Origin of the sequence: Prosthecobacter sp., from assembly GCF_046154365.1 — a bacterium.
GTDB lineage: Bacteria > Verrucomicrobiota > Verrucomicrobiia > Verrucomicrobiales > Verrucomicrobiaceae > Prosthecobacter.
In genome coordinates, this window is record NZ_JBJXFV010000145.1 from 19679 (window position 1) to 40800 (window position 21122).

Sequence of the window (21122 nt, forward strand, 5' to 3'; positions counted from 1 at the left end):
GATGCTGGGTGCTGGGTGCTGGGTGCTGGGTGCTGGGTGCTGGATACTGGATACTGGATACTGGATACTGGATACTGGATACTGGATGCTCAATGCGCTGTCTCCTTGTCTCCTTGTCTCCTCGTCTCCTTGTCTCCTCGTGTCCTTGTCTCCCCGTCTCCCCGTCTCCTTGTCTCCCCGTCTCCCCGTCTCCTCGTCAGGGCGCAGGCGGCGGGGCGGGCGGGGCGGGTTTTTTCCGGCGTTCGGGGCGCTCGATGTGGCTGGCGGTGCGCCAGGCGGTGAGGAGGTCGAGCTTGTCGGCGTAGAGGCGGTGGAAGATGGCGTTGAAGGTTTTTACGGCGGTCTTGCCGGCCTTCAAAATGCCGGGGATCTTGGCGGTGGCGCCGGCCTGCTCTCCCAAGACGATGGCCTGCGTGCCTTCACTCTCATTGAGGTCGGCGACCATTTCCTCCAGGTCAGCGGCGGTGTCTGCCCCGTGGCCGTGGGCTTCAAATTCATCATTCAAGGCCAGCGCGCGAATGGCGGCGGCCATGCCCCGCGCACGGGCCTTCAGCTCCTCGTCCCCGCTGCCTCCAGGCATGCGGAAGCGGTCCATCAGCGCTTCGTTGTCCGTCTCTTCGGCGATGGCATCTGCCGTGCGCACCACGTCGCGGAGTTCATCCAGCAGCTCGGCCCGCACCTCCCGCTGACTCTGGGTGCTACCCGCATAGCCGCCGCCGGACTGGATGGCCTGCTTGCCGCCGAGGTCGGTGATGGCCTGCTTCAGCGCCGTCTGGGCAGCAGCGGCCTTGGCATCCACCTTGGTCGGTGGCGTGTGGGTGAAGTCGGCAGCGGTCCGGGTATCAACAAACTCATCGGCACGGACGAGCGACTGGGCGGTGGCGTTTTGGCGGGTGGTCATGGTGGGGGAGGGGTGAGCGGGAATGACGAAGGGCGAAGTACTGAGGGCGGGAGGGCAGGCAGGATGCCTGCATCACATAGGGGTGCGTCTGGCATGCTCAGCAGGCCATCTGGCGCAGTCGGCAGGCCATCTGGCGCAGTCGGCAGGCCGTCTGGCGCAGTCGGCAAGCCACCTGGCGCAGTCCGCAACGCGGCTGGGGTGCCCAGCCAAGCGGCTGGCGCAGTGCGCATAGCTGCTGGCAGGCCCGGCAACGCCGCTGGTGTGCTCAGTGCTGCGGCTGGCCGTGCGGCGGCGGCGGCTGCCACGCACCGTGACCGCCCTGCCCCGCTCGGCAGATCCACTGGCGCAGCCCGCAAAGACCCTAACCATCTCCGCAACCCGCAACCCACAACCCGCAACCCGTGCGCCGTGCGCCGTGCGCCGTGCGCCGTGCGCCGTACGTGGGAGCAGCGATTCTTTCGGATAGATGTGGGCGGCGGCACTCATGCTATTTTCAGAATTGATGACGTTTTAGCGTGAGGTGCTGCGTTTCGTCGAGCTTAAAAGTCAATCTTCGCCGTTAACCGCCAAAATAATTCCTCCTGACGGGCGTGAACCCTGCACCCCACTCGGAAACAGCTGTTTTTTCGTCGGATTCATGTTTGGCAAAGGCAATTGCTTGAAACCTCGTGCTCTCCCGTTCATAAGCCATTAAGCCATTGTTCTGCTCTAACAGCCACCGCCCGCAGCTTTCTTCGCGTTTTTACCATGTCACTCGATTCTCACATTCCCTCCGGCCCGATGGCCATGAAGTGGTCCAAGCACAAGCAGGACTCGAAGCTCATCAATCCGAAGAACAAGCGCAAGTTCACGATCCTCGTGGTCGGTAGCGGCCTAGCGGGATCCTCGGCAGCGGCGACGCTTTCCGAACTGGGCTACAAGGTGAAGTGCTTCTGCTTTCAGGACTCAGCTCGACGCGCACACTCCATCGCGGCGCAGGGCGGCGTGAATGCGGCGAAGAATTATCAAAACGACGGCGACAGCGTGCATCGGCTTTTCTATGACACGGTCAAAGGCGGCGACTTCCGCGCACGCGAATCCAACGTGCATCGCCTGGCGGAAGTCAGCGTGAACATCATCGACCAGTGCGTGGCTCAGGGCGTTCCCTTCGCTCGCGAATACGGCGGTATGCTGGCGAATCGCTCCTTCGGCGGCGCTCAGGTGAGCCGCACGTTTTATGCGCGCGGTCAGACCGGGCAGCAGCTTTTGCTGGGTGCGTATTCGGCTTTGAACAAGGAAATCGCCGGCGGCGGCGTGCAGATGTTCCCGCGCACGGAAATGCTCGATGTCGTGACCGTGGACGGCCACGCGAAGGGCATCGTGACGCGCGATTTGGTCACGGGCAAAATCGAATCGCATGCGGGTGACGCGGTGCTGCTTTGCACCGGTGGTTACGGCAACGTGTTCTACCTCTCCACGAATGCGATGGGCTGCAATGTCACCGCGACGTGGCGGGCGCATCGCAAAGGCGCGTTCTTTGCCAATCCGTGCTACACGCAGATTCATCCGACCTGCATTCCAGTGAGCGGCGAGTATCAGAGCAAGCTGACGCTGATGTCCGAGTCGCTGCGCAACGACGGGCGCGTGTGGGTGCCGAAGAAGAAGGAAGATTGCGGCAAAACGCCCGATCAAATCCCCGAAGCAGATCGCGATTATTACCTGGAGCGCAAGTATCCGAGCTTCGGCAACCTCGCTCCACGCGACATTTCCAGCCGTGCGGCCAAAGAAGCCTGCGATGACGGTCGCGGCGTCGGCCCGGGCGGTCGCGGCGTGTATCTCGACTTCGCGGAAGCCATTGGTCAGTTCGGCCAGAAGACCATCGCTGAGCGTTACGGCAATCTTTTCGAAATGTACGAGAAGATCACTGGCGAGAGCGGCTACCAGCGACCGATGCGCATCTATCCCGCCGTGCATTACACGATGGGCGGCCTGTGGGTGGACTACAACCTCATGAGCAACCTCCCCGGCCTCCACGTGCTCGGCGAGGCGAACTTCTCTGACCACGGCGCGAACCGCCTCGGTGCCAGCGCCCTGATGCAGGGTCTCGCGGACGGTTATTTCGTCGTGCCCACGACCATCGCAAACTACCTCGTGCATCAAAAGCCCGGCAGCGTCACCACCGAACATCCCGAGTTCAAGAAAGCCGTCGCCGACTGCACCGCGCAGACGACACGCCTCCTCAACATCAAAGGCAAGCGCAGCGTGGACAGCTTCCACCGCGAGCTGGGCCTCCTCGTTTGGGACAAGTGCGGCATGGCCCGCACCAAGGAAGGCCTCACCGAAGCGCTCAAGCGCATCCCTGAGCTGCGTGAGGAATTCTGGCAAAACGTCACCGTTCCCGGCAGCGGCGACTTCACCAACCCTGAACTCGAAAAAGCCGGACGGGTGGCCGACTTCATGGAGTTCGCCGAACTGCTCTGCCTGGATGCCCGCACGCGTGAAGAAAGCTGCGGCGGTCACTTCCGCGTGGAGCACCAAGAAGAAGGCGAGTGCAAACGCGACGACGAAAACTTCTGCCACGTCGCCGCCTGGGGCTACACCGGCGACCTCGGCAAACCCACGCTCAACAAAGAGCCGCTGACCTTTGAAGAAGTGCATCTCGCTGTTCGCAGCTACAAATAACTTCAATCTACCCCGCCATGCCTGCCATCAATTACGCCGAGATCGAAAGCACTGTCCTGGAGCTTCCAGTCGAGTCACGCTGCCGCCTGACGCATGCATTGATCCGCAGCATTGATGAGAGCACCCCGATGGATGCGGAGCGAGAGTCACGTTGGGTGGATCTAGCCGAAAAGGTCAACACGGCCATCGACGAAGGCCGTATGGCCACCGTGGATGCCTTTGAGGCCGTCGCACGAATCCGCCGCAATCTTGCCCAGTAATCTTCATGAGAGTCATTCTCTCCAGCCTTGCCGAACTCCAGATCGCCGAAGCCGCAGCCAACTATGAGAAGAAACAAAAACAGCTTGGACTCAGATTCCTCGATTGCGTCGAGGATGCCATGCTGGACATCGCTCGTCATCCCGAAGCGTTCCGACGCCTCCGTGGCGACATCCGCCGGATCATGCTGGATGTCTTTCCCTGGGGCCTTCTCTACATCTGTGTGCCGGACGGCATTCGCATTCTGACATTGATCCACCTCCACTCCGATCCCGATTCCTGGAACCAATACCTCGACTGAAATTTTCCCATGTCCCAACTCAATCTGCACCTCAAAGTCTGGCGTCAGAACGGCTCGCAGCCCGGCCATTTCCAAGACATCGACGCGCCTGACATTCCCGATCATGCCTCATTCCTCGAAATGATGGACATCATCAACGAGCGCCTCATTTCCAAAGGCCAGGACCCTGTAGCTTTCGATCACGACTGCCGTGAAGGCATCTGCGGTGCCTGCTCCATGCAGATCAACGGCGTGCCACATGGTCCTGCCAAAGCGACGACGACCTGCCAGCTCCACATGCGCAAGTTCCGCACGGGCGACACGATCTGGATCGAACCTTTCCGCGCCCGCGCCTTCCCAGTGCTCAAAGACCTCATGATTGACCGTGGTGCGTTCGATCGCATCCAGCAAGCCGGTGGTTTTGTCTCTGTGCGCACCGGTGCTCCTCAAGACGCGAACGCTCTGCCCATCGGCAAAGAAGTCGCCGATGCGGCGATGGATGCGGCCGAATGCATCGGCTGCGGAGCCTGCGTGGCCGCGTGCAAAAACGCCAGTGCCATGCTCTTCGTCTCCGCCAAGGCCGGTCAGCTCAATTCACTGCCGCAAGGCCAGCCCGAGAAGGATCGCCGCACGCTCGGCATGGTCCGCCAGATGGACAAAGAAGGCTTCGGCAACTGCACCAACCAATACGAGTGCGAAGCCGCTTGCCCGAAGGAAATCAGCGTCCGCTGGATCACCAAGCTCAATCGCGACTATGCCATCGCTGCTGTCAAAGACGCCTTTGGCAATGCGCCGAAGGTCGCTGGCGGCGGGGATTGATCTTCAATACACCGCCACGCTGCCAGTGTGGGCATTGATGACGAGAGTTCTGTAGTTTTTGGGCGGCGTTTCGGCATCAGGGATGATGCGGGCCTCCTCGGCGAGCGTGAGGCACCAGCGTGAGCCGGTGCTTTTGGGAAGAGTGGTGTCCCCGGACCGGGTGTAGCCGAAAAAGAGTCCGTAACCGGCAATGGGATCGAGTTGCAGGATATTGGAGAAGTCCTCGTGGTCGAGGAAGACGACGCCTTCGGGAAGTTTTTGTGGCGTGCTGAGTTCCTGGAGTGTGCCCGTGGCCGGATCAGGTCCGACGAGTTGCCAACCACGATACTGCGGTGGTTCTCCGGTCTGCGTGAAGCGGAGGTAGATGGGGCGGTTTTCCTTCACGGCGAGGATGGCGGTCATGCGCAGGTCATTTTCCAGCAGGGCGGCGGCGGTGCTGAGCCGCTGCGCGTTGATGGCGCCACTCAGGCTGTTGATGGACAGGGTGAGGAGCAGGGCGACGAGCGTGACCACGACGAGGGTTTCGATCAGCGTGAAGGCGCGGGAGAAATGACGAATGACGAATGCGGAATGACGAATGGGGATCATGGCGCGGCCTCCTGGCTGGTGATCCACTTGGCGGCGCGGATGTTGACGACGGCGGTGAAGGTGCGGCTGCGGAGGCCGATTTTTCTGAGTTCGGTGTCGAGGAGCTGGAGGTCGGCCTTGGTTTGCTCACGCAGCTTTTCTTCAGTGGGGGCACCTTTGAGGCCTTGGAAGATTTTCTCCTGCATGAGCTTGGTGAGGGCCTCGGCATGCTGTGTGGCTTGCTCCTGGGTGAGGGGGAGCCAGGTGTCTTCATCGAGGGCGAGCAGGGTGAGCTGTAGGCGCGGCGGCATCTGGTGGCGGGAGACATTGGCGCGTGCATCGACGGCCCATTGATGGCGGCGTGAGTCGTAGTGGTAATCTGGTGCGAGGGAGGCTGACGGCGGTGGTGCGGTGCCGCTGGCGGGCAGTACGGGCACGGGATTGAGCGGCTCGATGAAGATGGCGAAGATGTGATCCGCGATGGGATGTGAGTGGGCGATGAGGAAGTTGTTAAACCACTGGTAGAGGGTGCCCTTGGTGGTCTGGACCTCGATCCAGGGCTTCTTTTTGCCGGTGGCGGCGGGATCATCGACCATGCGATACAGATCGAGCTGCTCGGTGGGCGGGCGGAACTCCATGAGACGGAAGCGCCGCCGCTCTGGGTGCGTGACGGTGTCCTCACGCAGCCACGCGGGACGTTGGTCGAGATCACTGCCAAAGGCAACCCAGTAGCCGATGGTGTTGAGCGTGTCCTCGAGCCGCTGCACGTCAGCGCTTTCCGCAATGCCGAGCGGGGCCTGAAAAAACAGCGCATGGCCGGGTGAGAGCGGCTGGAGCGGCAGCAGCACTTGTGCGGGGCCGCTGACGAAGTGTAGCTCCGACTGACGCTGATAAAAAGTGGGCGCGGCGGGGTCGTTGTAGCCCCAGTAGGCGTTGAGGGTGGCCTGACTGACGCGGCGGGAGATGGTTTCAAAGGCGTTCCGAGCCTCCCGAAAGCTGCCGACGCTGGAGCGGGTGTTTTTCCAAACGAGCTGCGTGCTGCTGAGCATCTGCGCCATGAGCACGAGCAGCAGGGAGGTGATGGCCATGGCGACCAGTATCTCCACTAGGCTGAAGGCCGCGCGCAGGCCTGGGCGGGAGGTGCGTGGCTGCATCATGGGCTTTTATCCATCTGCGGCAGGATGGCCTGGGTCTGGCGGAAGGTGTGCTTGTTATCAAAGGCCGCAGCCCCTGCCAGCACATCCCGACTGGTGCGCACGCGCAGCATGCGCAGGCGTGGATTTGGCACGGTGGCACCAGGCAGCAGCGGTGCATCCACCACATTGATTTGGGCGAGGAGGAAGGCCTCGGAGTCAGCACTTTTCACCGGGAAGCCATTGAGGTCGAAGTAGGTCATCTCAGCCGCCGCCGACTCCTGCTGGCGCAGGATGCTGGGCCAGTCACGCATCTGGTAATCGGCCATGATGGCCTGCATCACGCGTGCCTCCACACCGTCATTGGCGGCACGTCGGATGTTGCTGAGGCTGGATGGTAGCAGTCCCAGCAGCGTGACGATGCCCACGGCGGTGATGCCCACGGCCACCATGACCTCGACCAAGGAAAAAGCGGCGGAGCGAGGCCGCCGAGGTGTGCTGGAGAGCAGCTTCATGGTGCGAAAATCTTGCTGCGGATGATGCGGAAGCGGTAGTGGTCATCCAGCGCGCCGTCGGCATCTGGATCCGCCACAAAGTCCGGCAGCGCAGGGTCATTGGGATCAATGTAGCGCTCCAAAATCACCGAACCACGCTGCTCCGCACCGATACGGTCCTTTTTCTCGTCCCACACCGTCGCAGGTGTGCTGCGGGCCTTTTTGAGGGCCTGCACGCGGTAGTGGACCTGGAAGACGTTGGAGCGTGTGGTGAGTCGCGGGTAGAGCTGGTTGTAAGGAGACTCGCGGGTGTTGTCGCCGGTGAGTTCAAAACCGTCCGTTTGCACGTTGATATCCCCGTTCCACCAGGAGGTCATGTTGGCGAGTTTTTGCGGGGGTGCTTTTAAGTTGAGCTTATTGGCACCAGTACTGGTGTAATCTGCAGCGACCTTCCCGGTGAGGTACTGTGGCACCAAAAAGAGATCACAAATCTCTGATGCGGAGCGGAACACATCGCCTTGAGTGAAACGTCGCTGAAACCCCTGTAGCGTCTCCGCAGCATTGACCTCGTAGTTGGTTTCGAGTTTTAGCCACTCCTGCCAGCTTTTATAGCAGCGCTGTTGCTGATCGACATTGGCGTGGCCTTGATCTGTTTGCGGCGCAGTCCCAGCAGTGGCGATCTTGGCTGGTAGGGCATTGACCCGGACGCTGCGCAAAGCGGCATGCAGGCCGGTGGCGCGCGTAATATGGGTAAAGGGCATCATTTGGAAGTTCATGTTGATCTTGCCGGCGGTGGAGAATGGCTCGCTAATGGCATATGGCTCCACGATGGGCATCCAGAAGAGATCAAGCATGAGGTGATCCCGCGGTGCCTTGAAACCATAGTGATCAGTCGCCTGCGGCTCAGCATCAGCGGCGGTTACACGTGAGGGCGGATTGGGGCAGAACAGCAAGGTCTGCCAAGGACTGGGTTTGCCACTTGAATAGGCCGCCGGATACACGCCCGTGGGAAGTGAGCCGAAGGCGACGGCGGAGCAGATTTGGCGGTTCGGTGAGTGCGTGCGGCCCTTTTCTTCGGTGAATCCTGCGCGGCCAAAATATCCGCCGCCGCCGATGTCCAAGCCACCTTCATCCGGTTTGTTGATGTAGGGGCCATCCTCGATGCGGCCGACACCGTTGTCCCAGTCCCCTGGCCGACCGGGAGTGCTGTCACTCTTGAAGGCACCGTTGAGTCCTTTTGGGACAGCAGGCTGGCAATCCTGCCAAAACCAGACATCCTTGAGCAACTTGCCTGACACATTCGAAACGTGCATGCGTCCAGCATCACGCTGGCCCACAGTATTGCCGAAGTGTCCCTGATAGGCCAGCCCTGCGAAGCGCAGGGATTGTGCTTCATCCTTGTCGGTCTTTTTATAATCTGGGTGCTCCACATAATAATCAGGCGTCACCACTGGCAGTGCGCACAGTGCGCGGTAGTCCCCCTTAGTTGGCCCGTTTGGATCAAGGAACACCGAGCGCACCGTGTCTCCCCAGCCCACGATGATCTGCCGCCCGACTCCCTCGGTTGACGCGCCAACGGGATAAGGATAGCCGTCAGCGCGATTCCGCACCATGTCGAAGCGCCTCTGCAAATCCAACAATGGGGTGAGCCAGCCGGATTTACCACCAGTCCAAACGGCATCCCACTTGCCAGTGGCGGAGGGTGTTGCGGTCCAGCGTTTGTCCAAGTCTTTACCAAGGCGCGGCACTCGCAGTGTCACAGGCGGGAAGTTCAAATTGATTTCCTGCACAGGCTTGTCGCCGAACGAAGGTTTTGAACCAAAACCAGAAAAGATTTTAATTTTGAGCGCTCCGCCGGAGAAGGCGAATTGACTCTTGTTTTTCACTGACACTGGCGTTCCCACAAAGGGATAATTGTCTGTTTCGTCGCCTACTCCGACAGTCTTGGAAACGGTGGTTTTCAGGAACTGGCTGGTCAGTGCAGTATAGGCCGTGGCGTGGCCATTTTCGTTGGAGGTGCCACCACCAGGGGTCCAGGCTCGGTTGATAGCTTTGGATTTGTCGGGAAAGCCAAGCGGGATGCCGTCAGCCTTCCAGGAATCGAGTCCATCGATGGCATATCGCACGTTTGGCGTGTAGGGAGGCATTCCAACCACTGGCGTGTAGGGCTGAAGAAACACATAAGCACGCATGGTGTGGGTGTTGTCCCCCCAATGGTCTGGGCCTACGGCGGCGGTGAAGTTGTTCTTTTTATCCAGTGCCTTGCGTGTATTACCGGCAGCGGCATCTGCCGAGGTGAGCGGCTTGCCATCATCACCCTCGACCTCGGTGGCCATGAACACCACGACCACCTCGCTGATGGTTGGAAAGCGGCCAAAGGCCTTGAGGCCGGCCGCATCAGGTTGCGGAGACTTCGGCGTGCTTGCAGTGACCAGCGGCACAGCCATGGCCTCCCCCACAAATGAGCTGTTCACTCCACTCACCGCGCGCGGCGGTGTGAAATAATAGGACCGCTTCGGATCAATTTTGCCCGCTTGTGCATCAAAATGCGAATACCACGAGTTCACCCCCCAACGCTGGAGGTCGAGCATGCTCAGAAGTATCTGGTAGCGGTTCATCGTGCTATATTTTGTGGCGAAGGATTCCGGGCCGAAACCGGGCACAGGCGATGAAGTGAGTGATTGGAGGTAGCCGAAGGTGGCCTGATTCTGCGGCAGCATAAAGTCCTCCGTGCTACTCTGGGCGGAGCCTGGCTTGCCACTGCCCTGCCAGACGGAAGTGCGCTGGAAACCGTGTTCGCGGCCTTTGCCGGTACTTTTGTCCCTGGCAGCAGTGGCACAGAAGGCCAGCAGCTTGTCTTTGGCGCTGCGCTTGGTGACATCTGCTTGCAAGGGCCAGAGGGACAGGCGTGGGCGATTGAAGAGATTGGTTTCAGGGGCACGGCTGTGCGCTGTGAGAAAAAACCGCGCCATGCGTAGATCATCCGTATTGATGGGCGGCGATGCTCCAGCAACCGCGCCATTGCGCAAGCGACCTGCCGTGGCTCCGGTCTGTGGCTGGAAGAAAAATTCGTCCACTGTGGAATACAAGCGTTCACCCTTGGCTGGCACACCGGCATACAGAGTGGCGGGCACTTGAGCAGTGCCACCGCGAGAGCTTTCAATGGCGGTCTCACTGCCGTAATGCGTGCGTGGCAGCAGCGCGTAAATATCACGCAGATAAGGGGCGTATTTGTTATTCGACACGACGCCGCTGGAATTGATTTGAGGAGCCACTGGTTTGTACCTGTCATCAAAAGCCTGTAACACGGCGCTCAAGCTGGTGGTGGCAGGATGGCCAGGGAATCTTTGAAACTCATTGGCGGCAGGGATTTTTTCCGCGTAGTTACGCTCTGTCCAGCCTGCTGCGCGCGGCACGTCCCATGGCGTGCCTTCGCTAGCGGTGTTAATGTTCACTTTGCAGCTCTCATCATCCGTCCAAAAGGCGATGCGGCCGACGATGGGGTTGGTGGCACTGACAACATTGGTATCGAATTCAGCCACGCCATCGTTCTCCTCAGTTGGCAGGGTGAAACGGCCGTCACGCAGCACATAGAGCCAGCGCACGGGCATGGGGGCGGGTTGTGTCTGCGTGGTGCCGATTGTGGCGGTGTCCAGCGACACGCCGTCGATCAGGCCCACCGCTGCCGGATCAAAAATGGGATAAACTTTGCGGAACGTGCCGCCGGTCTGCGGCAGGATGGCGGGGGCGTTCAAATCGGCAAAGGTGGCCGGTTGCGTGTGCCAGCCGGTCATGGCGGCGGCTTCGGTGGCAGGATCAAAGTCCTCACCCGCGACCATTTGATTGCTGCTGTAGAGCTTCCAGGCCCCGGTGAGTTTCGCACGGCCACTGGTGTCATCGGTTTCGGTGCCAAAAACGCGGATCATGCCGGGCTGCGAGGCCCAGGCTTTGGCTTGATTGAGATTGGAAGTGGCCTCGCGGATCTGGCCCATGACGAGATTCACTGGCAACTCGGCCAGCGTGCGCACTTCCGTGATCTGCGTCACGATCACGGCAGATTTCGTCTCCGTCCGGCTGAATTGCAGGATGGCCAGCACCAGCACCATGAGCAGGGCCAGCATCATCAAGACAATCATCAGCGCCATGCCACAGGCATGCCGGACAGGGGTGGCTGGTTGGTGGGGACATGTCATAACCGGGAGAATCCGACGGTTTTACCCTGACCAGCCTGATTCGACCAGAAAAAAAGGTGGGCTGGCACCAGCCAACCGCCGTGTTTGAAAGCCATCAGCATGCGAACTGGGTCGTAAGCCGGTTGTGTTCGGCGCGTGGGATGCCGTCTGCATGACACGCTGCCTTCGCCGAACTATCCGGTTCCAAGGGCGTGCAAAGACGCCCAGGGCATCTCGCCCCTGCCTGCGCCGGATAGTTTGGCGAAGAAGGCCAAAGAAGCAGCGCGGGCTGTTTCCGCCAAACACATCCGGCCTACGCCAGCACCTCGCCGATCACATGGCCGAAGTCGCGCTCCAGACGCTTGCGACCAGGGATTTCCAACTGATGCGGATCAAGGCCGAGCAAGTGCAGGATCGTGGCATGCACGTCAGTGACGTAATGCGGATGCTCGACGGCGTGGAAGCCGAGTTCGTCGGTGCTGCCGTGAATGGTGCCGCCTTTGGTGCCACCACCGGCCATCCAGACGCTGAAGCCATACGGATGATGATCGCGGCCATCGCTGCCCTGCGAGCCGGGTGTGCGGCCGAACTCGGTGGCGAAGACGACGAGCGTGTCGTCGAGCATGCCACGCTGCTTCAGGTCTTTGAGCAGGCCGGAGATCGGCTTGTCCACCTGCTGCGCGAGCATGGAGTGATTCTTCTTCAAGCCGGAATGCGAATCCCACGCGCCAGCGGCACCATCGCCATGCTGGAGCTGGATGAAGCGCACGCCGCGCTCGGCGAGACGACGCGCGACGATGAGCTGGCGTGCAAACGGCTCCGTCACCTTGTCATCAAGGCCGTAGAGCTTCTTTGTCTCCTCACTCTCCGTGTCGAGATTCATCGTCTCAGGCACGGCGGTCTGCATGTTGAAGGCGAGCTGGTAGCTCTTCATGCGGGCGGCGAGCGTCTTGTCGCCGGGATACTGCTCGGCGTTGAGCGTGTTCAGCTTGTGAATGAGGTCGAACTGCACTGCTTGCTCGGTTTTGCCGACAGCGATCTCGGGTGCGGCAAAGGTGAGTGGATTCTTCGGATCGACTTTCATGTTCACCGCGTCATAGGCCGGTCCGAGATAGTGACCATCGCGAATATCAAAGTAGCGCGGCCCCATGTTGATGAACGAGGGCAGATTGTCCGTCATCGAGCCAAGACCATACGTCACCCACGCGCCGAGCGTCGGCACGCGTGGCTCCAGCATGTGTCGTCCGCTGTGGAACTGCACTTGAGCGCCATGGTTGTCGTCCGTCGTCCACATGCTGCGGATGAAGGCGATCTCATCCGCGCAGGAGCCGATGTGCGGGAACCAATCGCTGATCTCGATGCCGCACTGGCCGTACTTTTTGTAGCCAACTTGCAGCGGGTAAATCATCGTGCGCTGCTTGCCATTCGCATCGTTCACCACGACCACGCGCACCTTTTTGAGCTTCTCCGGGTCCTGAACGCTCGCAAAAGGCGTCTCGCCGATGGATTTGCCCGCATATTTTGTCAGCATCGGCTTCGGGTCGAAGCTCTCCATGTGACTGACGCCGCCGCGCATGAACAGCCAGATCACGCGCTTCGCCTTCTGCGGGATCACCGGCAGCCCGCTCGGCGGCTGCCAGACTTCCTCAGCCTTCAACATCGACGCCACCGCAATGCTGCCGAGACCGCCAAGGATGTCGCGGCGGAGAAAGGGTGTCGGCAGATGCATGGAGTTCATCGCAGGGTGACGAAGTCGTTGTGATTGAGGAGCGCCTGCAAAAACAGGCTGCGGTTCTGTTTCAACGCCTGGAAGCCTTCGAGGCTTGCGTGGCGTTCCGCTTCCGAGGCCGGACGACCGAGCACGGTGAGGAAGGATTGCGTCACAAACGCTTCTCCATCGAGTTTGCCGAGCTTCGCGGCCAAGGCGTCGGCACATTCGCGGCTGAGCCTGCTATTTGTCAAAGCGAGCGCCTGCTGCGGCACGACGCTTTCGTTGCGGCGGTAGCATTCGAGGACGTTGCTGTTGTCGAAGACGGCAAGGAAGCGGTGCTCGGTGTCGGCATTTTGGACGAAGTAGAGCGAGCGACGTGGGCTCGTTTCGGACGAGGCGGGATCAAGGCTGGGGCCGCCAAGCGTGAGATCGAGCTTCCCGGCGAGATGCAGCAGGCTGTCACGCACGACTTGGCTTTCCATGCGGCGTGGGTTCATGCGCCAGTAGTTCGCGTTATCTGGATCGGCAGCGACGGTGGCCGCATCGGCCTCCGCGTTGGACGAACTGCGGCGATACAGCTCGGAGAGCACCATAGCGCGGTGCAGATGCTTCAAACTCCAACCGCTGTTCATGAAATCGACCGTGAGCGTGTCGAGGATGTCCTGATGCAACGGCGCAAGCGAGCGGCGGCCGAAGTCGTCCATGTTCGCGACGAGTGGAGCGCCGAAATGCCGCATCCAGACTTGGTTCACGAGCACGCGAGCGGTGAGCGGATTGCGTTTGTCGGCGATCCACTTGGCAAATGCCAGCCTGCGGCCCGTGCTGTTCTCGGGATAGGTCTGCACGGTCGTGTTGTTGTTTTCTTCCGGGCCTTCCTGGGCTTTCAGACTCGCAGGCAGCAATGTGTAAGCCTCGCCTGGAGTCGCTACTTTCTTTTTGGCCTTCTCCAGTGCTTCGCGTGCGGCTTTGATCTTCTTTTCAGCGTCCTTGGCCTTCGGATCGGCCTCAGCTTTGACAAGATCGACCTCAGCCTGCGCGAGTTTGTAGTTCGCTTCGGCGGCAGCGGCGGCTTGGGCGAGCGATTTGTCTTGTTTGGCCTGATCCGCAGTGAAAACAGCGCGAATCATCGCAGGTTTGGCTTTGGTGGCTGCGAACTGCTTTTCAGCGAGAGCGACGGCGGCTTTCGCATCCGCGAGCGGCACCGACTTGTCAGCGGCAGGTTCGCGTAAAACGGCATTCGCAGCCAGTTCGGCGAGCTTGAAGCTGTAAAACTCGACATCGGCATCGAAGGCGGTGAGCGAGAGCGCGCCCTGGCGTCGGTTCTGCGGCAGCCGATAAGCGAGAACCGACTCGCCATTGATGCTGGCATTGATGAGCTGGCCGCGCACACGCAGATCGAGCGTGTAGCGCACGTCCTGCGAGATCGTGCGTGCCACCGCACCAGCGAGGGGATAGGTGGACTTGCCATCATTGGCCAAGGCGACCTGGATTTTCGATCCGCCGCTCACAGCGCTCATGTAAATCATCACGTCGTCGCCATCGGTGCTGTCGAAGGCGATGCCGATGGATTTCCATTTCTGCCCTCCGCGAATGGTGAAGCTCAAACTGGCCTCGAAGTCGGTTGGCGGAGCAGATTTCAGGCGAAGTGAGCGGCGTTCGGCACCGGTTTCATTTTGGCGCACGCCGGTCGGCGAATGCTTCCAGTCGCCTTTGAGAATCTCCCACTGCTCGGGCTTCGCAGAGGTGAAATCATCGCTGACGAGCACCTTGGGCGTTGTCACTGGCTTCGCAGCAGGCTGAGGTGATTTGGCGAGTGCCTGTCGTGCATTGTCGAGAACCCTTTGCGCGGCGGTGATGTCGCGTTCGGCAGCGCGAAGCTGGTCTTCGAGCACAAAGGGCAGCAGCGCCGGTTTGGCGGATGCTGGCGGCAGTTTGACGGATGCTGGTTGGAAAGAAGCGAACTCCAGCACTTGCGGAATGCCGGGCGGCAGCGGTTTTGACTTGTCCTCGTTCTTCTCGTCGCCGCGCACATGGCGGAAGGTGGCTTTATCGAGGTGGAGGTCATAAACGCGCGGCAGGCCGTTCTTCTCGAAGTCGGTTTCGCCCTGCCAAGGATCGAGGCGCACATGCAGCGGCTCGAAGATGGCTCGCATGCGGTAGTAGTCGGCGTGTTCGATTGGGTCGTATTTGTGCGCGTGGCATTTCACGCACTGCATCGTCAGACCGAGAAAGGCGCGGCAGGTATGCTCGATGGTCTCGTCCAGCCAGGTGGTGCGATTGAAGAGGTAGTAGCTGCGGGCGAGGAAGCCGGTGGCGCGGAGGTTGTCCCGATCCTCGGGTGCGAGTTCATCGGCGGCGAGCATCTGCACGATCATCTGGTCGTAGCCTTTGTCGGTGTTCAGCGACTCCACGATCCAGTCGCGCCAATGCCAGATGTGCTTCTGGCTGTGACGAAGCTGCGCGCCGAGGCCATACCAATCGCAATAGCGCCAGATGTCCATGAAGTGGCGTGCCCAGCGCTCGCCGTATTGCGGTGTGCCGAGGAGTTGATCCACCACGCGCTGCCGTGCAGGCATCGACGTGTCCTTCAAAAACGCCGCGATCTCCTCCGTTGAAGGCGGCAGGCCGATGAGATCGAGATAAACTCGGCGCAACCACATCTCCGGCGCAGCTTCGGGCTGCGGCTTGAGCTTTCTTGCAGCAAGTCGTGCCGCGAGTAGCGCGTCCATCGACTTGCCAGATGATTTCGGCGGCTGGTAGGCCCAGTGCGCACGCGGATCAGGTTCCGGCACTTCGCTCACGGGGCCGGTGGCACCGGCGGCAAGCCATGCTTTGAGTTTGGCGACTTGCTCCGGCGTAAGCAACGATCCTTCGCCCTCCGGCGGCATGCGCTCATCCTTGTCGGTGGTAGTGACACGCTCCAGCAGCAGCGTGTGCTCGGCAGTGAGGATGCTGCCATTGTCACCGCCGGTTTTCATCGCGGTGACGGTGTCCAAACGCAGGCCCGCCTTCTGCTTCAAAGCGCCATGACAGGTGTAGCAGCGCTCCTTGAGCAGCGGCTTGATGTCTTTCTCATAATCCACCGCCGCTGCAGGCACCGATGCGAGAGCGATCCATGCAAACACAGCCATGCATCGCGTCGGAACGACGTGGCAGGCTGGATGAGTGCTGTTTTTTTTCATAAGCTAAGCGGCTGAGACATTACGCGGCCAGGCCACGAACTCTTTGCTGTCTAAAAACTGGCTTCCCATGCCTTGGAGTGTCTGCCATCCTTAATTCATCACTCATGCGTGCCTTCCTTTCACTTCTCGCCATCTCGTTCTCATCCGTTTTCGCCGGAGACGCCTCCGTCATCGAAAAGACGCCGGGCCTAGTCGGCTTCTGGACGTTTGGCGAAAATGCCGGTCAAAAGCGAGTCTCACAGGGCACGAAGGAGAAGCATCCACTCAGCGAGGTGAACGGGCCGATCCAGCGCGTGGCAGGCGGCCCGTTCTCCGGCTACGCGGCCGACCTGAACGGCAGCCAGTATTTTGAAATCAAGCACAGCGAGACCGGCGACCTGAACATCTCTGGCAAAGACGCGCAGGTCAGCTTGTTCGCCGTCGTGCGCATCGTGGATCTCAAAAAGAGCCGCACCATCGCTGGCATGTGGAGCGAAGGGAAAGGCGCGAACGACGACACCGGCACGCGGCAATACGCGCTGCACATGAACATGCCCACCTACGGCGGCAATCGCCAGCTCGTGCCGCACATCAGCGCCGAGGGCGGTGTCACGATGCGTGCCGATGGCTCCAAGTTCCCATGGTGCGCCGATTATGCAGCCACCAAGCTCGAAGTGCCGGAGGAGCAGTGGTGTACGCTCGCCTTCACCTATGACTCGAAATACATCCGAGCCTACATCAACGGCGTGCTCGACTCTCGCCAACTCGACGCCGTCAAAGACAAGCGCAACGACCCGTATTTCACCCAGGAAGGCCCCGACGGCCAAGATCGTGGCATGAACCCCTATTATCATGGTCGCGGCATCTTCAAATACGATCCGGCCTTGCACGCGAAGACAAAGATCGCGCCGTCCGATTTCACCGTCGGCGCACGCATGGCAGTGGGTTCGATGACGGGTGAGGCGACGATTGGCCGGTTTGGCGGCCTGGCGGTTTTCAATCGTGCGCTGAGCGATGCGGAGATGAAGAAGCTGCATGAGGCAGCCGATGTGGGCTCGTTGAAGTAGCACGGCAATGACCTGGCTCTTCTCAATTCACCTCGCGGTCACTTGGACGCTCGTCGGCCTGATCTGGGTCGTGCAAGTTCTCTGCTATCCGCAGTTTCTGCGTGTCGGGAAAGCCGAGTTCATAGACTACCACTTCGCCCACTGCTTCCGCATCGGCCTCATCGTCGCACCGCTGCTGTTCGTGGAAGCCGCGACTGCCGCCTGGATTCTTTATGATGGCAGCAACATGCTCTTCACCATCAGCGCATGCCTTATTCCGCTCACCTGGCTCTCCACCGCCGTCTTGCAGGCTCCCATTCACACGAAGCTCATGCGAGGTTTCGATCCGTCACTCATCCGCCGCCTCATTCTCACCAACTGGATTCGCACGCTTGCATGGACAGCACGCGGCATCCTCGTTAGTCTCAGCGTCATATGAGCAAACATCTGCTTCTCTCTCTTTTCGCCGTCTGTGCCGTCCTTCACGCCGAAACGGCAATCACACTCGCGCCGCCTGTGATCCAGCAGTCGCCCGGAGGAACGGTGAAGCTGGAGGCCGCTGCGGACACCACCATCCTCTACACCCTTGATGGAGCCGAGCCCATCGCGAAATCGAATCCCTACCTCGCGCCCATCGAGATCCCGCATGGAGGCACACTCAAAGCGCGGACTTTTAGCAAGGATCGCAAAAGCATGAGCGAAGTCGCCACTGCCGTGCTGAAGCCGGCGCCGAACTTCGAAGCCGCTGTTCCCAGCACCGTCATCCCCGTCACGCAGGATCGGAGCTGGCCGAGCTACGACTGGCAGAAGCGCCATGAACTCACCAGCGCCGCCGTGAAGCGTGCGAAGCCGCAGATTCTCTTTATCGGCGACTCCATCACCCACTTCTTCGGCGGCGAGCAGTTCGACAGCTATACGCTGCGCGGACAGCAGACCTGGGGCGAATTCTACGCGCCGCGAAACGCCGGCAACCTCGGTTTCGGCTGGGACAAGACGGAAAACGTCCTCTGGCGGCTCCAGCACGGTGCCATCGACGACATCGCGCCGAAACTCGTCGTCATAATGATCGGCACGAACAACAGCGGCAACTGCTCCGCGCCTGACATCGCAGCTGGCATCACCGCCATCGTACAGGAATTCGAAAAGCGCCTGCCGCAGTCGAAGATCCTGCTGCTCGGCGTCTTTCCACGCGGTGAGAAGCCCGGCCCGCAGCGCGACAAGATCGCCGAGATCAACCAAGGCATCGCCAAGCTCGACGGGACGCACCACGTCACCTACCTCGACATCGGCCCGAAGTTCCTCACGCCTGAGGGCCTCATCACAAAGGACATCATGCCCGACTTCCTCCACCCGAACGAACAAGGCTACCGCATCTGGGCCGAGGCCATCGAGCCGACGGTGAAGAAGCTGATGGGGGAGTGAGTGGGTTGATTCTGATGAAGGCCAACGGGCTTCTGTCATTCAGCCCAGGGTTGGCACAACCCTGGGTTTACGAGATCAAAACGGTTTGAGGTGGTGCAACCCCAACGGGGTTGCGTCCTTCGGTGCTGGTTCCATGACGGACACAACCCCGTTGGGGTTGTTCCTTTCCACGCGTCTCTTGTTGCGCATGGACCCAGGGTTCTGCGAACCCTGGGCTATCGACACAAGCCCGTTGGGCTTGAAGATTGCAGCCGTGCAGTTTGCACAAACACAGCCACGCATGTTCATCGCAGCACAGGCCCGATGGCTCGGTAATGAGTAGTTCACTCACTTGTGGAGGCACCAGCTCCCTCAAATCTCACGAAATGATGCTGGCGAGATCGCCGCCCTTGCTAACGTTCGTGTCACCGCCAGCCAATGACCGTCGCCATTCCCAAAGAAACCCATCCTGGAGAAACGCGTGCCGCGATGGTGCCGGAGCATGTGACCAAACTGACGGCGTTGGGGGCCAAGGTCGAGGTGGAGTCGGGGCTGGGCGCCGCATGTGGACACAGCGATGCGGATTACACGACAGCGGGTGCGACGGTGTGTGCGGATCGTGCCGGGATGATCAAGGCTGCGGATGTCATCCTGCAAGTTCGCAAGCCATCACCCAACGACGTGGGTTTGATGCGTGAAGGCGCTGTGTTCGTCGGATTGCTGGACCCATTTCAATCGCCGGAGCTGATCCAGGCGCTGGCAGCCCGTGGCGTGAGTGCGATCAGCATGGAGATGGTGCCGCGCAGCACGCGGGCGCAGAAGATGGACGTGCTCTCTTCACAGGCGAGCCTAGCGGGTTATGCGGCCGTCATTGTGGCGACGGGGCAGTCAGGAAAGATTTTTCCAATGATGATGACGCCTGCTGGCACGATCAAGCCGGTGAAGGTCTTCATCATCGGCGCGGGCGTGGCCGGATTGCAGGCCATCGCGACGGCGAAGCGGCTCGGCGCGAAGGTGGAGGCGTTTGATACGCGACCGGTTGTCGAGGAGCAGGTGAAGTCGCTCGGTGCAAAATTTGTGAAGATCGACGTGGGCGAAACCGGCCAGACTGCCGACGGCTATGCAAAACCGCTGACGGAAGAGCAGATCAAACTGCAACGCGAAGGCATGACCCGCGTGTGCGCGGAGTCGGACGTGGTGATCACGACGGCGCAGGTGTTCGGCCGACGTGCGCCGATTTTGCTGACGAGCGAGATGCTCGACGCGATGAAGCCCGGCAGCGTCGTGGTTGATCTCGCCGTCGAAAGCGGCGGCAATGTCGAAGGCGTGGTGGCGGATCAGATCACCGACCGGAAGGGCGTGAAGATCGTCGGCATCGCCAACCTGCCTGGCACGGTGCCGGTTCACGCGAGCCAGATGTATTCGTCGAACGTCACCGCCTTGCTCAGTGAATTCTGGGACAAGGACACGAAGGCTTTGAAGCTGAACCTGGAAGACGACATCCTTAAAGGCTGCCTCGTGACGCATGGTGGCAAAATCGTGAACGCAAAACTCGCCACCACCTGACATGCCATGACCGCCGACATGCTCATCTTCTTCATCTTCGTGTTGTCGATCTTCCTCGGCTTCGAACTCATCTCGAAGGTGCCGTCGATGCTGCACACGCCGCTGATGTCCGGCACGAACGCGATTCATGGCATCATCCTGCTCGGCGGCATGCTGGTGCTGGCGGCGGCGGACGGTTTCATCCAGCATGTCGCGGGGTTTCTGGCCGTGGTGCTGGGATCGGCGAACGTGTTCGGCGGTTTCATGGTCACGGACCGCATGCTGCAGATGTTCAAGGGCAAGAAGTGAGGAAACCGACCCATGATCACCTCGCTCGTCTTCCTCATCGCCTCCGTGCTGTTCATCGTCGGCATTAAATTGCTCGCGTCACCCAAGACCGCGCGGCGCGGCAATCTCGTGGCCGGGTTGGGCATGGTGCTCGCGTTGTTGGCAGTCTTGCCGCTCATGCACGGCCCACACGGCACGGGCGTGTCGCTGTGGAAGTGGTTTCTCATCTTCGCAGGCATCGTGATCGGCCTGATTGTCGGTGCGGCGGGTGCTTATCGAGTCAAAATGACCGCGATGCCGCAGATGGTCGCCTTATTCAACGGTGCGGGTGGCGGTGCGGCGGCGTTGGTGGCTGCGATTGAATTTGCGCATGTGACACAGGCGGCGAGCACGATGTTTGTCGTGGCGATGCTGAGCGCGGCGATGATCGGGGCGGTGTCGCTATCCGGCAGCATCATCGCCTTCTACAAGCTCGAAGGCCACTTCGACAAGCCCGTGACCTATCCCGCGCAGCAGGTGATGAACGGTGTGCTGTTCGTGATGAATTTGCTGCTTGCCATCGCGATGGCCACGGGCTCTCACAGCATGGTGCTCATGGTTTTATTCCTCGTGCTCGCGCTCGCGCTCGGCGTGCTCATGGTGCTGCCCATTGGAGGTGCTGACATGCCGGTGGTCATTTCACTGC

General features: G+C 60.4%; 17 protein-coding genes. 10 read left to right on the forward strand and 7 right to left on the reverse strand.

Annotated elements, in window-relative coordinates; translation table 11 throughout:
• Positions 1–196 precede the first annotated feature (196 nt).
• Positions 197–901, reverse strand: coding sequence for a hypothetical protein (locus tag ACKVY0_RS18505; RefSeq protein WP_409216314.1), 705 nt, complete (start codon positions 899–901; stop codon positions 197–199).
• A gap of 747 nt (positions 902–1648) precedes the next feature.
• On the opposite strand from ACKVY0_RS18505, the gene ACKVY0_RS18510 reads away from it, so the two are divergent.
• Genes ACKVY0_RS18510 through ACKVY0_RS18525 form a run of 4 tightly spaced genes read left to right on the forward strand, consistent with a single transcriptional unit; the run spans position 1649 to position 4919 of the window.
• On the forward strand, positions 1649–3562 hold the full coding sequence (locus ACKVY0_RS18510; protein ID WP_409216315.1) for a fumarate reductase/succinate dehydrogenase flavoprotein subunit: 1914 nt from the start codon (positions 1649–1651) through the stop codon (positions 3560–3562).
• 17 nt (positions 3563–3579) lie between these two features.
• Positions 3580–3822 carry a hypothetical protein gene (locus ACKVY0_RS18515; protein ID WP_409216316.1) on the forward strand — a complete coding sequence of 81 codons (243 nt, stop codon included), beginning with the start codon at positions 3580–3582 and terminating at the stop codon, positions 3820–3822.
• Positions 3823–3827: 5 nt separating this feature from the next.
• Positions 3828–4121, forward strand: coding sequence for a type II toxin-antitoxin system RelE/ParE family toxin (locus ACKVY0_RS18520; RefSeq protein WP_409216317.1), 294 nt, complete (start codon positions 3828–3830; stop codon positions 4119–4121).
• A gap of 9 nt (positions 4122–4130) precedes the next feature.
• Positions 4131–4919, forward strand: coding sequence for a succinate dehydrogenase/fumarate reductase iron-sulfur subunit (locus ACKVY0_RS18525; RefSeq protein ID WP_409216318.1), 789 nt, complete (start codon positions 4131–4133; stop codon positions 4917–4919).
• 3 nt (positions 4920–4922) lie between these two features.
• Here ACKVY0_RS18525 and vccD read toward each other — a convergent pair whose 3' ends face one another.
• The 6 genes from vccD to ACKVY0_RS18555 form a co-directional block, all read right to left on the reverse strand.
• Positions 4923–5507, reverse strand: coding sequence for a Verru_Chthon cassette protein D (gene vccD, locus ACKVY0_RS18530; protein ID WP_409216319.1), 585 nt, complete (start codon positions 5505–5507; stop codon positions 4923–4925).
• Positions 5504–6643, reverse strand: a complete 1140-nt coding sequence (vccC, locus tag ACKVY0_RS18535) for a Verru_Chthon cassette protein C (protein WP_409216320.1) — start codon at positions 6641–6643, stop codon at positions 5504–5506. Before vccC ends, vccD begins: the two co-directional genes overlap by 4 nt.
• Positions 6640–7134 (reverse strand): Verru_Chthon cassette protein B, encoded by a 495-nt coding sequence (gene vccB / locus ACKVY0_RS18540; protein ID WP_409216321.1) that lies wholly within the window; start codon positions 7132–7134, stop codon positions 6640–6642. The genes vccC and vccB overlap by 4 nt, the downstream gene beginning before the upstream one ends.
• Positions 7131–11237, reverse strand: a complete 4107-nt coding sequence (vccA, locus tag ACKVY0_RS18545) for a Verru_Chthon cassette protein A (RefSeq protein WP_409216322.1) — start codon at positions 11235–11237, stop codon at positions 7131–7133. Before vccA ends, vccB begins: the two co-directional genes overlap by 4 nt.
• Before the next feature lie 361 nt (positions 11238–11598).
• Positions 11599–13023, reverse strand: a complete 1425-nt coding sequence (locus tag ACKVY0_RS18550; protein WP_409216323.1) for a DUF1501 domain-containing protein — start codon at positions 13021–13023, stop codon at positions 11599–11601.
• The gene (locus ACKVY0_RS18555) at positions 13020–16127 is read right to left on the reverse strand and encodes a PSD1 and planctomycete cytochrome C domain-containing protein (protein WP_409216324.1); all 3108 of its coding nucleotides are present in this window, start codon (positions 16125–16127) and stop codon (positions 13020–13022) included. Before ACKVY0_RS18555 ends, ACKVY0_RS18550 begins: the two co-directional genes overlap by 4 nt.
• 155 nt (positions 16128–16282) lie before the next feature.
• On the opposite strand from ACKVY0_RS18555, the gene ACKVY0_RS18560 reads away from it, so the two are divergent.
• The 6 genes from ACKVY0_RS18560 to ACKVY0_RS18585 all read left to right on the forward strand — a co-directional run.
• Complete coding sequence (locus ACKVY0_RS18560; protein ID WP_409216325.1) at positions 16283–17224, forward strand: hypothetical protein; 942 nt, start codon at positions 16283–16285, stop codon at positions 17222–17224.
• 7 nt (positions 17225–17231) lie between these two features.
• Positions 17232–17642: a hypothetical protein gene (locus ACKVY0_RS18565; RefSeq protein WP_409216326.1), complete on the forward strand. Its 411-nt coding sequence runs from the start codon at positions 17232–17234 to the stop codon at positions 17640–17642.
• Entirely contained in the window at positions 17639–18625 is a 987-nt protein-coding gene (locus ACKVY0_RS18570; RefSeq protein WP_409216327.1) for a GDSL-type esterase/lipase family protein, read from the forward strand. Before ACKVY0_RS18565 ends, ACKVY0_RS18570 begins: the two co-directional genes overlap by 4 nt.
• Before the next feature lie 417 nt (positions 18626–19042).
• Entirely contained in the window at positions 19043–20170 is a 1128-nt protein-coding gene (locus ACKVY0_RS18575) for a Re/Si-specific NAD(P)(+) transhydrogenase subunit alpha (RefSeq protein ID WP_409216328.1), read from the forward strand.
• 6 nt (positions 20171–20176) lie between these two features.
• Entirely contained in the window at positions 20177–20458 is a 282-nt protein-coding gene (locus tag ACKVY0_RS18580) for an NAD(P) transhydrogenase subunit alpha (RefSeq protein ID WP_409216329.1), read from the forward strand.
• 12 nt (positions 20459–20470) lie between these two features.
• Positions 20471–21122 (forward strand): NAD(P)(+) transhydrogenase (Re/Si-specific) subunit beta (locus tag ACKVY0_RS18585; RefSeq protein WP_409216330.1); only part of this gene is annotated, 652 nt, incomplete at its 3' end.

Bases quoted from the DNA above. Each gene is read 5' to 3' on its own strand.
- ACKVY0_RS18505 (WP_409216314.1), bottom strand. From the start codon at position 901: ATGACCACCCGCCAAAACGCCACCGCCCAGTCGCTCGTCCGTGCCGAT.
- ACKVY0_RS18510 (WP_409216315.1), top strand. From the start codon at position 1,649: ATGTCACTCGATTCTCACATTCCCTCCGGCCCGATGGCCATGAAGTGG.
- ACKVY0_RS18515 (WP_409216316.1), top strand. From the start codon at position 3,580: ATGCCTGCCATCAATTACGCCGAGATCGAAAGCACTGTCCTGGAGCTT.
- ACKVY0_RS18520 (WP_409216317.1), top strand. From the start codon at position 3,828: ATGAGAGTCATTCTCTCCAGCCTTGCCGAACTCCAGATCGCCGAAGCC.
- ACKVY0_RS18525 (WP_409216318.1), top strand. From the start codon at position 4,131: ATGTCCCAACTCAATCTGCACCTCAAAGTCTGGCGTCAGAACGGCTCG.
- vccD (WP_409216319.1), bottom strand. From the start codon at position 5,507: ATGATCCCCATTCGTCATTCCGCATTCGTCATTCGTCATTTCTCCCGC.
- vccC (WP_409216320.1), bottom strand. From the start codon at position 6,643: ATGATGCAGCCACGCACCTCCCGCCCAGGCCTGCGCGCGGCCTTCAGC.
- vccB (WP_409216321.1), bottom strand. From the start codon at position 7,134: ATGAAGCTGCTCTCCAGCACACCTCGGCGGCCTCGCTCCGCCGCTTTT.
- vccA (WP_409216322.1), bottom strand. From the start codon at position 11,237: ATGATGCTGGCCCTGCTCATGGTGCTGGTGCTGGCCATCCTGCAATTC.
- ACKVY0_RS18550 (WP_409216323.1), bottom strand. From the start codon at position 13,023: ATGAACTCCATGCATCTGCCGACACCCTTTCTCCGCCGCGACATCCTT.
- ACKVY0_RS18555 (WP_409216324.1), bottom strand. From the start codon at position 16,127: ATGGCTGTGTTTGCATGGATCGCTCTCGCATCGGTGCCTGCAGCGGCG.
- ACKVY0_RS18560 (WP_409216325.1), top strand. From the start codon at position 16,283: ATGCGTGCCTTCCTTTCACTTCTCGCCATCTCGTTCTCATCCGTTTTC.
- ACKVY0_RS18565 (WP_409216326.1), top strand. From the start codon at position 17,232: ATGACCTGGCTCTTCTCAATTCACCTCGCGGTCACTTGGACGCTCGTC.
- ACKVY0_RS18570 (WP_409216327.1), top strand. From the start codon at position 17,639: ATGAGCAAACATCTGCTTCTCTCTCTTTTCGCCGTCTGTGCCGTCCTT.
- ACKVY0_RS18575 (WP_409216328.1), top strand. From the start codon at position 19,043: ATGACCGTCGCCATTCCCAAAGAAACCCATCCTGGAGAAACGCGTGCC.
- ACKVY0_RS18580 (WP_409216329.1), top strand. From the start codon at position 20,177: ATGACCGCCGACATGCTCATCTTCTTCATCTTCGTGTTGTCGATCTTC.